General features: G+C 59.8%; 13 protein-coding genes. 4 read left to right on the plus strand and 9 right to left on the minus strand.

Features of this window, described 5'->3' with window-relative positions; genetic code table 11:
• Window positions 1-62: 62 nt before the first annotated feature.
• Window positions 63-1,223, minus strand: a complete 1,161-nt coding sequence (locus tag FGQ67_RS03730) for an FprA family A-type flavoprotein (protein WP_171025183.1) — start codon at window positions 1,221-1,223, stop codon at window positions 63-65.
• A 129-nt stretch (window positions 1,224-1,352) separates the two neighbouring features.
• A complete protein-coding gene (locus tag FGQ67_RS03735) occupies window positions 1,353-2,339 on the minus strand; it encodes a LacI family DNA-binding transcriptional regulator (protein WP_138340295.1) in 987 nt (328 codons plus the stop codon).
• Window positions 2,340-2,722: 383 nt separating this feature from the next.
• Between FGQ67_RS03735 and FGQ67_RS03740 the strand changes: the two genes are divergently transcribed.
• From FGQ67_RS03740 to FGQ67_RS03750, 3 genes are all read left to right on the plus strand, one after another.
• On the plus strand, window positions 2,723-3,928 hold the full coding sequence (locus FGQ67_RS03740; RefSeq protein ID WP_171025184.1) for a galactokinase: 1,206 nt from the start codon (window positions 2,723-2,725) through the stop codon (window positions 3,926-3,928).
• Window positions 3,919-5,547, plus strand: coding sequence for a UDP-glucose--hexose-1-phosphate uridylyltransferase (locus FGQ67_RS03745; RefSeq protein ID WP_249934375.1), 1,629 nt, complete (start codon window positions 3,919-3,921; stop codon window positions 5,545-5,547). The genes FGQ67_RS03740 and FGQ67_RS03745 overlap by 10 nt, the downstream gene beginning before the upstream one ends.
• Before the next feature lie 304 nt (window positions 5,548-5,851).
• Entirely contained in the window at window positions 5,852-7,153 is a 1,302-nt protein-coding gene (locus tag FGQ67_RS03750; protein ID WP_138340157.1) for an ATP-binding protein, read from the plus strand.
• A gap of 257 nt (window positions 7,154-7,410) precedes the next feature.
• Here the strand turns inward: FGQ67_RS03750 and FGQ67_RS03755 are convergent, their stop codons facing one another.
• The 7 genes from FGQ67_RS03755 to FGQ67_RS03785 all read right to left on the minus strand — a co-directional run bounded on the left by FGQ67_RS03755 (window position 7,411) and on the right by FGQ67_RS03785 (window position 13,514).
• The gene (locus tag FGQ67_RS03755) at window positions 7,411-8,346 is read right to left on the minus strand and encodes a hexose kinase (protein WP_138340159.1); all 936 of its coding nucleotides are present in this window, start codon (window positions 8,344-8,346) and stop codon (window positions 7,411-7,413) included.
• A gap of 56 nt (window positions 8,347-8,402) precedes the next feature.
• Window positions 8,403-9,284: an aldose 1-epimerase family protein gene (locus tag FGQ67_RS03760; protein WP_138340162.1), complete on the minus strand. Its 882-nt coding sequence runs from the start codon at window positions 9,282-9,284 to the stop codon at window positions 8,403-8,405.
• Window positions 9,285-9,401: 117 nt separating this feature from the next.
• On the minus strand, window positions 9,402-9,926 hold the full coding sequence (gene lacB, locus FGQ67_RS03765; RefSeq protein WP_138340163.1) for a galactose-6-phosphate isomerase subunit LacB: 525 nt from the start codon (window positions 9,924-9,926) through the stop codon (window positions 9,402-9,404).
• A gap of 63 nt (window positions 9,927-9,989) precedes the next feature.
• Entirely contained in the window at window positions 9,990-10,418 is a 429-nt protein-coding gene (lacA, locus tag FGQ67_RS03770; RefSeq protein ID WP_138340165.1) for a galactose-6-phosphate isomerase subunit LacA, read from the minus strand.
• Window positions 10,419-10,724: 306 nt separating this feature from the next.
• Window positions 10,725-11,738, minus strand: coding sequence for a hypothetical protein (locus tag FGQ67_RS03775; RefSeq protein ID WP_171025185.1), 1,014 nt, complete (start codon window positions 11,736-11,738; stop codon window positions 10,725-10,727).
• 218 nt (window positions 11,739-11,956) lie between these two features.
• Window positions 11,957-12,295 carry a PTS lactose/cellobiose transporter subunit IIA gene (locus FGQ67_RS03780; RefSeq protein WP_006234827.1) on the minus strand — a complete coding sequence of 113 codons (339 nt, stop codon included), beginning with the start codon at window positions 12,293-12,295 and terminating at the stop codon, window positions 11,957-11,959.
• A 214-nt stretch (window positions 12,296-12,509) separates the two neighbouring features.
• Window positions 12,510-13,514 (minus strand): LacI family DNA-binding transcriptional regulator, encoded by a 1,005-nt coding sequence (locus tag FGQ67_RS03785; protein ID WP_138340168.1) that lies wholly within the window; start codon window positions 13,512-13,514, stop codon window positions 12,510-12,512.
• Between the two features lie 357 nt (window positions 13,515-13,871).
• Between FGQ67_RS03785 and FGQ67_RS03790 the strand changes: the two genes are divergently transcribed.
• Complete coding sequence (locus tag FGQ67_RS03790; protein ID WP_138340170.1) at window positions 13,872-15,638, plus strand: lactose/cellobiose PTS transporter subunit IIB; 1,767 nt, start codon at window positions 13,872-13,874, stop codon at window positions 15,636-15,638.
• Window positions 15,639-15,674: the final 36 nt, after the last annotated feature.

Here is a 15,674-nt window from a genome sequence, read left to right on the forward strand (position 1 = left end):
AAACCACCACAAAGGGGACAGGCACCTTTGTGGTGGTTTTGACGGTAGAAGCAAGCGCGTTGTTACTTGGACAGCTCGTCGGCGAGGGCTTCGATCTGGGCGCGCGAAGCGTCGTTGAGCGAGCCCAGGACGGTCACCTTGTTCTGCGTCAGGGTGATGTCCTTCATGCCCTCGAGCTCCTTGGTCATAACCTTGGCAGCGGTGGGCGCCCAGGAGCCGGCCTCAACGAGCGCCACCGTACGGTTCTGATAGGCGTGCTCGGCAAGCGTGTGGATAAAGGTGCTCATGAACGGAAAGATCTCGCCCTGATAGGTGATGGAGGCGAGCACCAGACGGTCATAGCGGAACGCGTCCTCAACAGCCTCGGCCATATCGTCGCGTGCCAGGTCAAAGACGGAGACCTTCTGGCCGCGGGCCTCGAGCGCAGATGCGAGCTCCTCAACGGCAGCCTTCAGATGGCCATACACACTCGCATAGGCGATCGTGATGCCCTCGTCCTCGGGCTGGTAGCTCGACCAGGTGTTGTAAGTGTCGAGGTAGTAGCCCAGATTCTCGGTCAGCACGGGGCCGTGGAGCGGGCAGATAATCTGGATGTCCAGGTCGGCGGCCTTCTTGAGCACGGCCTGCACGAACTTGCCGAACTTGCCGACGATGCCAAAGTAGTAACGGCGCGCCTCGCAGGCCCAACCCTCGGGATCCTCGATGTCGTTGGCGCCAAACTTTCCAAAGCCGTCGGCGCTAAAGAGCACCTTATCGGTGGACTCGTAGGAGAAGAGTACCTCGGGCCAGTGAACGTTGGGGGCGCCGACAAACGTCAGGCTGTGGCCGCCCAGGTCGAGCACGTCGCCATCTTTGACGACCATCTTGCGCTCGGGGAAGTCGGTGCCAAAGTAGTTGACCATCATGCGGAAAGCGCCCATGCTGGCCACAATCTGTGCCTGGGGATAGCGCTCCATAAAGGCGGCGATACCGGCGGAGTGATCGGGCTCCATGTGATGGACAACCAGGTAGTCGGGCGTACGGCCGTCGAGCGCGGCCTCGAGGTTGCCGAGCCACTCATCGACAAAGCCAGCGTCAACCGAATCGGCGACGGCGATCTTGTCGCCCAAGATAACGTAGCTGTTGTATGCCATACCATTCTCGGACACGTCATACTGGCCCTCGAACAGGTCAATGTCGTGATCGTTGACGCCAATGTAGCGGATATCCTTGGTGATCTCCATCAGGCAAAGCCTCCTAGATAGACAAAAGAGCCCGTCTATCATAACACTCGTCTCCATAGCCACGGCTATCTGCCAACATCCTTACCGATTGTTATTGAGGCGGAATATACCGCCGTTGACCTGCAAAAACTATGCGAGCGGCTCTGCTGTGGTATGTCGAACGATGAGCTGACCAGGGATGCGAATGGCGACGGTTTTGTCCGTTGCCCCCTCCTTGGGAACCGCATGCTCAAACACCTCGCGACCGCGCTGGTGCAGATCGAACCGGACGGTCGTGAGCTCGTTGTGTGCCACAAAATCATCGAGCGAATCGTCGACGCCCACCACGCTTACGTCCTCGGGCACGCGCAGGCCGCTATCACGCAGCGCGGCAATCGCGCCATTTGCCATCTGATCGTTTGCCGCATAGATCGCCGTCATGGTGTGATCGTGCTCGGCCAGGTACCTGCCGGCCTCGTAGCCGCTGTTGGCAGACCAGTCGCCCTCGAGCGGCTCTGCCGGCTCGATGTGTTTACGCTCGAGTGCATCCTGCCAACCGGCGCGACGAAATTGCTCGTCGACCGAGAACGACGGGCCGCCAATATAGCGAATCTGCTCGTGCCCCAGCTCAAACAAGTGATTCATAAGCAAGAGCGAGCAGCCGTAATGGTCGGAGTCGACCGTGGTCACCCGCGGGTGCGCGTACATGGTAACGACGACCGTGCCAATGCCCGGCAGTGGATCAAACGTCTCAAAATCGGGCGCCATGCGGCTCATGCCGATGATGATGCCGTCCACCGGCAATGCGGCCATACGACGCGTGGCCTCGGCAAGCGAGAATTCCTCGGTCTTGGACATCTCGACCAGCGTGATGGCGCAATTATGCTCGCGAGCAGCGCTGGCGATGCCGTCGATCATTGAGAGGTTGCCAAACTTGGTGACATCGTTGATGCATAGGCCGACCGAATGGTAACGGCCGTCGCGCAGCGAGCGACCGGCATAACTCGGACGAAAGCCGAGCTCTTGCATAGCGGCCTGCACGCGCTGGCGCGTCTGCTCGTTGACGTTAGGAAGGCCGTTGGCAACGCGCGAAACCGTCTGCTGCGAAACACCGGCAGCGCGGGCAACGTCGGCCATGGAAACCGGGCGCGTACCTGTATCATTGGAAGGGCGCCTTGCCACAAAATCACCTTCGCTCTCGCAAGATCTGAATAGCGTGAATGTCGGCCCGAGCGGAAGCACGCCCCGCACCGAGGCCCGCTATCGTCGGACGCATGTTAACGTACTCTACTTTTTCTATCAGCGGTTCTTTTGCTCCATATGTCCATACGGCTACACCGTTCACGGCCGAAAATCTACCGATTACCAGATTCTCAGAAATAGATATGCGTTGTGTTATGAGTACGTTAACATACCTATTAACGTGCAGCGCTGCGACCGTCTGGTTTGTGGTGCTCAAAATTGTTAACGTACTCATAATGACACGGACCAATCTCTCCCGCGTCAAGGAAAGGACCCATATGACCGCCCCCGACGAAAAGACACTCACCACGCTCACCAGGCTGTTCGAGGAGGAGTTTGGCCCCATCGGCGACCGCCAGGTGCTCTACGTACACGCGCCCGGGCGTTCCGAGATCAGCGGCAACCACACCGACCACGAGGGCGGCCACGTTATCGCCGGCTCGCTCGATGTCGCCGTTGACGGCATCGCCGTGGCAACCGACTCCAACAAGATTCGCGTCGCCGACGAGGGCTATCCTACGTTTGAAATCATGCTCGACACGCTGGATATTCAAGAGTCCGAGAAGGGCACGTCCGCGAGCCTCGTCCGCGGCATGGCCCACGAAATCGCTGCTCTGGGCGTTGAGCCCCAGGGCTTCGACTTCGCCTTCACCTGCTCCGTCCCCTCGGGTGGCGGTCTTTCCAGCTCTGCCGCCGTCGAGGCCGCATACGGTCGTGCCATGGAAACCCTCTGGGGCGCACCCGCCATCGAGCCCGTCGCGCTCGCGCAGATGAGCCAGCGCACCGAGAACAACTATTACGGCAAGCCCTGCGGTCTGATGGACCAGGCCGCCGTGTGCCTGGGCGGCCTTGCCTACATGGACTTTGAGGACCAGGCTCAGCCTAAAACCCAGAAGCTCGAGCTCAACTTTGAGGATCACGGCTATGCGCTCGTGCTCGTTAAGGTCGGTGCCGACCACGTGGCCGCCACCGACGACTACGCCGCCGTTCCGCGCGAGATGCAGGACGTTGCCGCCGAGTTTGGCAAGGCACGCCTGTGCGAGGTCGACGTTGCCGATTTTGACGCCAGGCTCCCCGAGCTGCGCGCCAAACTGGGCGACCGTGCCTGCCTGCGCGCCGTTCACTACTGGTACGAGAACGGCCTGGTCGACAAGCGCTGGGCAGCTCTGAACGCCGGCGACATCGACCAGTTCCTGGTCCTGACGCGCGAGTCCGGCGCCAGCTCTGCCATGTACCTGCAGAATGTTGTTGCCAAGCTGGGTTCCGAGCAGCCTTCCATGTATGCCCTGGCGCTGGCCGAGCACGTGCTCGACGGCCGCGGCGCCGTCCGTATCCACGGTGGCGGCTTTGGTGGCACCATCCAGGCCTTCGTGCCGCTCGACCTGGTCGACACCTTCATTGCCAAGATGAACGGCTGGCTGGGCGAGGGCTCTGCCCGTCACTACGCCATCTCTGACAAGGGGGCTTACGCGGCATGGCTGTAATGACTGACGTGCGCGAGGCCGCACAGAACCTGATCGAGTACGCTATCCACCGGTCAATGATCGGCCAGGACGATCGCATCTGGGCATACAACACCATTTTGGAGTGCATCGGCACCACTGGTCCCGCACTCGACATGGCTTGGGCGATCAAGACCGAGAAGCTCTCGCTCTTGCACCCCGATACCCTGCCCGACTTTGACCTTGAAGGCACGCTTGCCGCGCTTTCCGAGGCCGCCGTTGCCAACGGTGCTGCCGAGGACACGGCATCGGGCCGCGACCGCATCGCCATGCGCATCATGGGCGTGCTCATGCCGAGGCCTTCGGTTGTAAACGAAGAGTTCAACGGACGCATGGGCGTCAACGAGCCCCGCGCCGCGACCGACTGGTTCTATGGTCTGTGCTGTGATGCCGGCTACGTGCGCCGCGCCGCCATCGCGCGCAATATCAAATGGAGCACCCCCACCAACTGGGGCGACCTGGAGATCACTATCAACCTGTCAAAGCCCGAAAAGGACCCGCGCGATATTGCCGCGGCCGGTGCCGCCAAAAACACGAGCGAGAAGTATCCCGCCTGTCAGCTGTGCATCGAGAACGAAGGCTACCCTGGACGCTCCGCCGCAGCCGACGGCGGTGCCCATCCCGCCCGTCAGAACCTGCGCATTATCCCCATCCAGCTCGACGGCGAGCGGTGGGGCTTCCAGTACAGCCCGTACGCGTACTTTAACGAGCACTGCATTGCTATGAGCTCCGAACATCGCCCGATGCACGTCGACCGTACGGGACTGACCTGCCTGCTCGATTTTGTGGACCTGTTCCCGCACTACTTTATTGGCTCCAACGCCGACCTGCCCATCGTGGGCGGCTCGATCTTGTCGCACGACCACTTCCAGGGCGGCGCACACGAGCTCCCCATGATGCACGCCGCTGAGGTCTCGCAGTTTAGCGTGCCCGGCTTTGACCAGGTCAGCGGTACCGTGTTGCAGTGGCCGCTCTCGGTGCTGCGACTGCGTTCGCACGACCGCGCCCAGCTGCTCGACGCCGCCGAGAAGATTATCCTTGCCTGGCGCGAGTGGACCGATGAGTCGGTTGGCGTCGTCGCGCACACAGCCGATGGCGTGGCGCACAACACCGTGACGCCCGTCATCCGCCGCGTCGACTCCCGCGGCAATGCCGGCGGCGAAATCTACGAGGCCTACCTGGCGCTTCGCTGCAACATCACGACCGACGAGCATCCGCTGGGCGTTTTCCACCCGCATGCCGAATACCACCACATTAAGAAGGAGAACATTGGCCTGATCGAGGTCATGGGCCTGGCCATTTTACCGCCGCGTTTGGTTCCCGAGCTTGGTGCCGTTCGCGAGCACCTGCTGGCAGCCAAGGCTGACGCAAGCTACGATCTTGCCGCCGCACTCGAGGGCGACGACCTTTGCCGCAGCCACACCGCGTGGGCCCTGGACGTCTACACCCGTCGTGCCAATGAGCTTACGGCCGATAACGCCATCGACATCCTGCACGAGGAGGTCGGCGTGGTGTTTGGCCACGTGCTCGACAACGCCGGCGTCTTTAAATGGGACGGGGCAGGACGCGCCGCCCAGCAGCGCTTTATCGACTCGCTGTAGCACGCGAGCTCGAACGCACGCACTTAACGAATAGCGCCTACACGACCACGGCGCCCGCCGGCAACATCGCCGACGGGCGCCGTTTTCTGATGCAAGGGTAACTAATTTACACCAAAGCAAGGAGTGTCCCAAACTGCCGGCAGAAAAGGAACGTCCCCAGGTGCCGACCTAAACCCACACATTATTCGAAGGAAAAACGTGGATGCCTCCCACATTATTCGATGGAAAAACGTGGTTTACTCCCACATTTTTCGATGGAAAGACCAAAACGATCTTATACTAACCATGATCGTTAGGAGGCAGTATGCAGCGACAGCTAATGGACGAACTCATCGCTTGGAAATCTAGGGCAAACCGCAAACCCCTCCTACTTAAGGGGGCCCGCCAGACGGGAAAAACCTGGCTTCTCAACGAATTCGCAGGCCAGCAGTATCAAAACGTCATCCGTTTTGACTTTATGCTCGAACCGGGCGCACGTTCGCTGTTCGACGGAAGCCTTGACCCCAAACGCATCATCTCCCAGATAGAGCTCCTGCGCGGCCAGACCATAACGCCGACAGACACGCTCATCATCTTCGACGAAATCCAAGAGGCACCGCGTGGCATCACCTCGCTCAAATACTTCAACGAGCTGGCGCCGGAATACCATATCGTGGCAGCCGGCTCCTATATGGGGCTCGCGCTCCGACGCGAAAACGAGTCGTTCCCCGTCGGCAAGATCGACCAGCTTACCATGCGCCCCATGGGGTTTGTCGAGTTCGTTCGTGCCGTCGATGGCGATCCGCTCGCAGATGCCATCCTTGCCGCAAACATGGACCTGCTGGCAAACGTTTCCGAAAAGCTCGAGCGCCTGCTCAAGGAATACCTCGTCGTCGGTGGCATGCCAGAAGTTGTCTCCGCTTTCGCCGCCTCCCACGATTTCATCGAGGCCCGCAGGCTTCAGCAGCAAATCATCGAAGCTTATGAATCCGATTTTGGTAAGCATGCACCAGCCCGCATCGTCAAGCGCATGAGGCTGGTTTGGAAATCCCTTCCCGGCCAGCTCGCAAAGGAAAACAAGAAGTTCGTCTACGGCGCGCTTCGTCCCGGGGCGCGCGCACGCGATTTTGAGGAAAGCCTCCAGTGGCTCATGGACTATGGAATCGTTCATAAGGTACCACGTGTTTCCGCCCTAAGAGCACCGCTCACAAGCTACGAGGATCTCTCGGGCTTCAAGCTGTTCTGCATCGACACCGGCATCCTCGGAGCACTCTCCGGCCTCTCGCCAGCCATTGTTCTGAACGGGCCCGCTGTTTTTACGGAGTTCAAAGGCTCGCTGACCGAGCAATACGTCGCACAGGAGCTTTTGCTCCAAGGCAAAACTCCCGCGTATTGGTCATCCTCCTCCGGCAATGCAGAGACTGACTTTGCCATCGACCATGCGGGGACCGTGCTTCCGCTCGAGGTCAAGGCGGCAGAGAACCTCAAAGCAAAGAGCCTGAGGATTGCCTGCGAAAAGTTCAAGCTCGAGCGCTGCGTGAGAACATCGTTAGCGACATATAGAGACGAGGGCACGCTCGTCAACATTCCGCTCTGGGAGATTGGGCAAATCGACAAGCTGGCGTAGGCGCTGTGGAGGGGGTGCCCCGTAAGGAGTGTCCCAAACTGCCGGCAGAAAAGAAACGTCCCCATCTGCCGCATTCCCGAAGCAAGGCAACGCCGATGTCTTGGCAACGGCAGCGAGCGGGCCGCATTTGAGACAAGGTGACGTGAAACGAAAGGGCGCTGACCTTCTGGTCGCGCCCTTGAAGTTGAACGTCAGATTGTCCAAATGCGGCCCGCTCAGCGTCGGCCGGTTACGGCGTTTGGTAAAACCGCGTAACTCTAAAGCTCCGTTACTTCAACGCTGTTGTAGACCTCATCCCAGCGGTCCATGACCAGGTGGCCGGTCTTGGGATCCATGGCGTTGAGCTTGCCGCAGGTGTTGGCTGTCTTGAGCACGGTGACATCGTCGGCGCCGGCAGCGATGGCATGCGCAAAGCCAGCGATCGTCGAGTCGCCGGAACCCGTCGCGTTGACGGCGGCAATCGCGGGCGTCTTGGCACGGAACGCACGGCCCTCATGGAAGCCCACCGAACCGGCAGCACCCATCGAAACGACAACCCAGGGAATACCGGCAAAGCGGCCATCGGCGGCAAGCGCCTCGCGCAGGGCATCGACATCATCGGTCGTAAAGGACGTACCCAGTAGGCCGTTAATCTCGGTCAGGTTGGGCTTTACGAGCTCAGGCTTAGCGTCGGACTCCAGCGCGGCCTCCAGCGATGCACCCGAGGTGTCAAGCAGCACCTTGGCGCCCGCCTCCTCGGCGATCTTGACGAGCTCGGTATAGTAGCCGGCATCGACGCCACGCGGCAGCGAGCCCGAAAGCGTCACGACGTCCGCCTTAGCAGCAAGCTCGGCGAACTTTGCCGTAAAGGCGTCGAGCTCGGCAGGCGCGATCTGCGGACCGCTCTCCAGCAGCTCGGTCTGATTGCCCTCGTGCAGGATGTTCAGGCAAATGCGCGTCTCACCGGCGATGGGCACAAATTCGTTTTTGACGCCGTCGGCATCCATAAGCTCTGCCATATAGGCGCCCATGTGGCCGCCGAGCAGACCGGTTGCGAGCACGTCATCTCCCAGCTGCAACAGCACGCGGCTCACGTTGAGGCCCTTACCGCCAGCGGTCTTTTCGGGCGTCACGCGATTCACGTCGTCGATAATCAGCTTGTCGAGCTGATAGCGCGTATCAATCGACGGGTTCATGGTAACGGTCAGAATCATCTTGAACTCCTGTTTCCGGGGCACGACATGTGCGTCCCCAAACATACGATAGCTCTTTAAAGGATCTCGATCTCAAAGCCGCGGGTGACGGTCTCCCCCGGCTTGGCCACCAGGCAGCCACGCTTGTGCTCCAGAATATCGTCCTCGTCGGAGCAGGTGGACAGGCCGCCCCACGGTTCCACGGCCACAAAGTCGCCCTCGGGCTTGCTCCACACAATCAGGTACGGCATATCGGGGAACGTCAGGCGCACGCCCTTGTCCTCGGTCTTCTTGGTCAGCGTAACCACGCGGCTCTCGAGCACGTCGAAGATAGTCTCGGCAAAGTCAAAGAGTTCGTGGGTAAGCGGTAGGTTCTGGCCGATCATGGGGTTCTTGCTGCGATGCTCAACATCAATCAGGCCCGTCGAGGGAACGGCAGTACAGAGCTCGGCGGCCTCACGCTGCTCAAAACGAAGCTCGTAATCGTCGTAGGACTCGCCCTCGTCGAGCGGGCACTTAAAGCCGGGGTGACCGCCCACAAAGAACGGCATGTCCTCGGTGCCCTCATTGGTCACCTCGTACGACACGGCCACCTTTTCCGAATCGATCGTGTAACGAGCGACGATCTTAAACGGATACGGGTGCTGCTCGAGCAACTCAGCATGGTCGGCAGAGCTTAAGCTCAGCGCAACCATGTTGTCGCTCTGCTCCTCAAGCTTCCACTCCTGTTTGCGCGCAAAGCCGTGGCGGGCGAGCTTTACCTCGCGACCGCCCATGGTCATCGCGCGGCCGTCACGAAGGCCACCGCAGATCGGGAAGCAAATGGGCGCCTGACCCGACCAGACCGACGGATCGCCCTGCCACAGGTACTCACGACCATTTGCCGTAATAGAGGTAAATGAGCCACCCGCCGTGCTTAGCGCTATGCGGATAGAACCGTTATCAAGAACAAACTCCATAGGAGCCTTCCCTTTCTTACGCCAGCCCGCCGAGTCAATGGGCTGATAGAAAACCGGCCCGCGCCCCTCACAGAAACGCGAGCCGTCAACGGACTAGTTAATTACGCCGGATACCCGCTAATCATGGTATTCGCCGCGGTCCCACTTCTCGAGGAACTCGTCAAAGAAGTGCGGGTCAGCCTGAGCCTCGGCGTCGGCCTTATTGCAGGCGTCGATCTTGGCGATCAGGGCGTCGTGCTCGGGAGTCTTCTCGTAGGGCTCCTCCAGGAAGGCAAGCATGATATCGGCCATCAGGAACTCGCCGGTGATCTTGCCGCCAAAGCCCACGATGTTGGCGTTGAGCTCGCGACGGGCATACAGGGCAGAGGTCATGTCGCGGACCAGGGCGCAGCGGGCGCCGGGGACCTTGTTGACGGCGTTGGTGATGCCGATGCCGGTGCCGCACAGGGCCACGCCAAAGTCGGCCTTGCCGCTGGCAACAGCCTCGCCCACGGCCTTGCCGTAGATGGGATAGTGCGTGCGGCTGTGGCTATAGGTGCCGCAGTCGAGCACCTGGTAGCCAGCCTGCTCCAGGCGGTCGGCCAGATAGATCTTCTCGTCCGTAACGATATGGTCGCAACCGATTGCGATGGTCTTCTTCATCAGAACGTCCTTTCGTCTGAATTCACAAGTTGAGGTAGAAGTTCGAGTTCTCGGTGGCTCTCGTTAGGCCATCTTGTTGAGCATGTCGACACGGATCTGGTGACGGCCGCCGGCGTACTGAGCGCGCAGGAACTCGCGGGCGATCTTCTTGGCGACCTCGGTGCCAACGACGCCCGGGCCCATGGTGACCATGCGCGAGCCGTTGTGCTCGCGGGTCATGTAGGCGGAACGCTCGTCGGAAATGTTGGCGACGACCATGCCCTTCATCTTGACGGCGGCCATATAGGAACCGACGCCGTACTTATCGAATGCGAAGCCCTGGGAATCCTTGTGCTCCAGCAGGTCCTTGGCGACGGCGGTCGCGGAATCGACAAAGTCCGCGGCAGGGGTCTCGGAATAGTCGACGACCTCGTGACCGTCGGCGATGAGCATCTCCTTGATGGACTCCTTCATCGACATACCGTCGGCATCGGAAGCGATTACAACCCTCATGACATCCTCCTTGAGAGATACGCAGGTGCGTAGTTTCTGTTTGGAAGTGTTGAATCGCGTTCAGGTCCGGGCATCTGAATGTGCGGTTCTTCACTGTTCATGTTTATTTGAACACATTCGAACAGCGACTGCAACAACTATTTGTTTATCTTTGTTCTTTTTTGAACAATTACCGTTCACGGATGATTTCAGACCGTTAGGTCTGACGGAGGCGCGAACGCTCACGCACTCAACAAAAAAGGCGACCGAGAACGCATCTCGGCCGCCCTTCTTACGGTTCGGTCTTCCAAAAACGCGCCTTGTTGATCACTCAGCCTGCCCGCTCTTCTTGGCATGCTTGGACGGAGCGCTCAGAAAACGGCCCGTCAGGTAGTTCGCGGGACCGGAGATATCAATCCCTAGCAGGGTATGGCCCAGCCACAGAAACGCCACGAGCACCAGCAGCGGGATGACGCACGAGGTCACGATCATTACGATGACGCCTTCGATCAGGTCGGTCACCTGCTGCACGATCTCGTCGGTCATCTGCTTGGCGCCGCTGGTCACCGTCGTGACAAGACCCGAGGCACCGTCGGCAAGCTGCTCAAGCACATTCTTGGACTCCGTGGCCTTGGACTTTTTCTTGCTTGTTTTGGAGCTGGCATCGGTCGATTTCTCCGCAGCATCCTCCGCCTTTTGCTCGGCCTGCTCAATGCTGACACGATATGTCTCGTCGACCTTTTGCGATACCCACACACTCACGGGTACAAGCGCCATGCCGATCATAGCAACCACCAGCACGCGCGTTGCCACACGGCGCAGGACAGCGCTGGTGCTCCAGCGTCCGTGAATGCCAAGCGACACCGCAAAGAGTACGAGCGAAAACGGGATCAGGATGCCCAGCCCGACCGACCATAAGATAGTAAGCAGGTATTTCTCGAGGTAGAGCACGGCGAGCACGATGCCCAGGTTGCCCGAAAGCTGTGCGAGCTGCTCGGCCACCGGCGTTCCTGTGTCGCCCGGCAGTGCGGTGATACCCGCAGACAACGCTACGCACGACGTCGTGAGCGCCAGCACGTTGCCCTTCTTTTGGTCGATGACCTCGATGGTGGAATCCCAGGTCTTGGTGTCTGCAAAATGCGGGCGCGCGACAAAGCCCGACAGAAGTGCCAGCACCACGAGCGCGACGATGAACCCGATCTGCAACTTTTTGTTTGCGCACACGACATCGGACAGGCTGGGTTGCAGCTCCGTCACTGTCGTATGCTCGGTTATTTGGACAGGGCGCCCGTGAGACATCTCATGCGCGCCTTTCTTTTGAATCGATCCATTGTCCGGCATTTGGATACCTCCTCAGTCCGGCCTGTATTGCGGATGGAAGTATACCCACGAAGCAAAATGTCCAACAGCGCCCAATAAGTTGCGGTGAAATAGGGACTGTTTTATGCCTGCCAACCCCTTTCCAGTCCCTATTTCACCGCAACTTAGGCTGAGGGACAGAAAAGCCCTGTCGCGGATGCGGCAGAGCTTTTGGAAGGAGACTTGGTTGTGAGGGCTCGTTAGGCGAGCTTGGCCTCGAGCTCGGCAATGCGCTTGTAGGCATCGATGGTAAAGCGGGTCTGCTTCTCCAGAATCATGGTGGTCATCAGGGTGTCCTGAGCGTGGGCCATGATGAAGGTCATCTCCATCTCGCCGCCGCCGGCCTCCTGCGAAAGCAGCTTGGTCTGCGTGTCGTGAGCGCCGATGAGCGCGTCGCTGGCATCCTTGTGCAGCTGCTCGGCCTTCTCAAAGTCACCCTCGCGGGCGGCATCGAGCGCTGCAAGCAGGTCGGTCTGGGCGTCACCCGCGTATGCGACGATCTCGAATCCAACCATCGAGATTTCTTCTTTGGTTGCCATATTGCGTTCCTTTCACATATGAACCAACGGAGAGCATCGCGTCCGGGCATACGCGCTGCGCTGTGTATGACAGAAACAATAACATTCAAACAAAAAGGAACAATGCAAACCGTTATTTCGAGCCGTGAACGGTCTTTTTTCGCCCGTGAACGGTTTCCAAACCATTTCGAACAATATCAAACATGATTAGCGGAAACCCAAACAGGACCGCACCCTAACGCAAATCGCGTACCGTATCGCCCTCCACGAGCACGCCGGGGATCAGCATGTGCTCCACGCCAGACACAACGCCCTCGGCGCCGGCGATCTTGTCGACCGCCCACATGCCGACGCGCCTGTTGTCAAAGCGCACGGTGGCCAGGCGACGATCGGGCACGATGTCGCCCAGACTGTCATCAACACCCACCACACTCACGTCCTCGGGCACGTGCTTTCCGCGCGACTCGAGTCCGCGAATGCAGCCGTAGGCCATGGCGTCGTTGGAAGCATAAATGGCCGTACAGGTCGGATCGTCCGCCAGAGCCTGACCGGCAGCATACCCGCTCTGTGCCGTCCAATCGCCACGAACGAGTCGCGGCGGCTCAATACCATGTGCGTGCAATGTCTCGCGCCAGCCTTCCTCGCGCTGCATGCCCGAAAGCGAGCGCTCGGGACACGAGATGAAATGCACGGTCTTGTGCCCCTGCCTCAGCAAGTACTCGACAACCTGGCGCGAGCAATCGAACTGGTCGTTATCGACCGTTGAACAGAGCGGGTGCTCCAACATCGTAACGAGCACTGTCTGCATGCCGGGCAGTGGCTCGAAGGTTCCAAAGTCCGCCGGCATGCGATTCATGATCACGACCATGCCATCCACCGGCAGTGCGCTCATGCGCGACGATGCGCTCTCGAGGGTATACGGATGCCCATCTACTTTCGTGAGGGTAATGGCGTATCCGTGCTTATCGGCGGCGGCAGCAAAGCCCTCCATACGGTCGAGGTTGCCGGTGCCGGTAATGTTGAACATGGCGACGCCGACGGTCTTAAACTTACCGCGGCGCAGCGATCGACCGGCAAAATTGGGGCGATACCCCAGCTCGCGCATGGCGGCACGCACGCGCTCCTTGGTCTCGGGGCGCACGCTGGGCGAATCGTGCACCGTACGCGAGACTGTCTGCTCCGAGACGCCCGCGAGACGCGCCACATCCTTAACGGAAACCGATTTTTTAACAGCGGCCATAGGTCGATCTTTCTATGTCGACGATGCCATTGGTGGCACCCTACGCAGTCATTTTTAACGCCTTCAAGTATATCCAACGCCTCCCCCACCATACGCTCACCACCCAAAACCTACCGTTCACCGACATTTTTGCTTCCCCGAACGGCTTTTGTCGCCCAAATGTTAACGTTGCCATTGTGCAAACACAGAGCCACCGGGCGGCTCAAACGTTTACGCGCAAGGAATCGACGGTTCGCAGGCACAGGAACCACCGGTTCGCGTCTTTTTTTGTGTCGCAAAATGGCAACGTCAACATTTTGGCAAGCAAACGTCAAAAGCTACCATCGTTGCTAACCCACCGACTCTTAGGAGCTTTGCATGGAGCAACTCATCGCCACTATCGAAAAGGGCCAGCCCTTTTTCAACGCGATCGCCCGCAACAAGTACCTCAAGGCGATCCGCGACGGTTTTATCTCCGTCATCCCCATCATCATCTTCTCTTCCATCTTCTGCCTCGTAGCCTCGGTCCCCAACATCTGGGGTTTCTACTGGCCCGATGACATCAACAACGCCCTGTGGAAGTGCTACAACTACTCCATGGGCATCCTGGCCATCGCCTGTGCCGCCACCACCGCCAAGCACTTCGCCGACGCTCAGAACCGTGACCTGCCCAAGAATAACCAGATCAACTTTATCTCGTGCATGTGCGCGGCCATCATCGGCTTCTTGCTCCTTTCGAGCGACACCATCGCCACGGACGCCGCCAGCGGCTTCAACACCACCTACCTTGGTTCCAAGGGCCTGCTGACCGCCTTCATCGCTGCGTTTGTGACCGGCATCATCTACAAGTTCTTTATCAAGCGCAACATCACCGTCAAGATGCCCGAGCAGGTTCCGCCCAACATCTCGCAGACCTTTAAGGACATCATCCCCTTCTCCGTCTGCATCGCCGTCTTTTGGGTCTTTGACATCGTCTTCCGCGCTGCTTTTGGCTTCTGCTTTGCCCAGGGCGTCATCCAGGTGTTCCAGCCCCTGTTCACCGCTGCCGACGGCTATATCGGTCTCGCTGTGATCTACGGCGCCATGAGCCTGTTCTGGTTCGTCGGCGTCCACGGCCCCTCGATCGTCGAGCCCGCCATCGCCGCCGCCCTCGTTGCCAACATGACCGACAACCTGGCTGCATTCCAGGCCGGCGAGCACGCCTCCGCTGTCCTGACCCAGGGCGCCCAGTACTTCGTCGTCTGCATGGGCGGCACTGGCGCCACGCTCGTCCTGGTCTTTATGTTCTGCTTCCTGGCCAAGTCCCAGGAGATGCGCGCCGTCGGTAAGGCCGCTATCGTCCCCGTGTGCTTTGCCGTTAACGAGCCGCTGCTGTTCGCCGCGCCCATCGTGCTCAACCCCGTCTTCTTTGTCCCGTTCGTCTTTGCCCCGATCGCCAACATCTGGATCCTCAAGATCTTTATCGACTTCCTGGGCATGAACGGCTTTATGTACACCCTGCCCTGGACCGTCCCCGGCCCCATCGGCACCATCATGGGCCTGGGCTTCCAGCCGCTCGCCTTTGTGATGCTCGCCATCATCCTGGTCGTCGACTTTGCCCTGTACTATCCGTTCTTCCGTGCCTATGACGCCCAGAAGTGCGCCGAGGAGGCCGAGATCTCCCAGGAGGAGCTCGCCGCCAAGAACGCCGCAAAGGCCGCCAAGCTCAACGATGCCTTCCAGGGCAAGGCTGACGCCAAGAGCGTTGCCGCCGGCGCTGCTGCCGAGGCTGTGAAGGCCGACGCCCCCGCCACTGCCGCCACCGAGGCTACGGCCACTAGCGACCTCAACGGCAAGCGCGTGCTCGTGCTCTGCCAGGGCGGCGGCACCTCGGGCCTGCTCGCCAACGCGCTGGCCAAGGCTGCCAAGGAGCGCGGTATTAACCTCGAGACCGCTGCTGAGGCCTATGGCAACCACGTCGACATGCTCCCCGACTTCGACCTGGTCGTCCTGGCCCCGCAGGCCGCAAGCTACCTGGCCGACCTGCAGAAGGACTGCGAACGCGTGGGCAACAAGTGCGTCGCCTGCCGTGGCAAGCAGTACATCGAGCTCTCCCAGAACGGCGATAAGTCTCTCGCCTTCGTCTCCGAGCAGCTTTCGAAGTAAGTAACGCTCAGGGCCAGCCGACCATCCAAGACCGGC

Source organism: Collinsella aerofaciens (genome assembly GCF_005845035.1).
In the GTDB taxonomy this organism is placed as follows: Bacteria; Actinomycetota; Coriobacteriia; order Coriobacteriales; family Coriobacteriaceae; genus Collinsella; species Collinsella aerofaciens_I.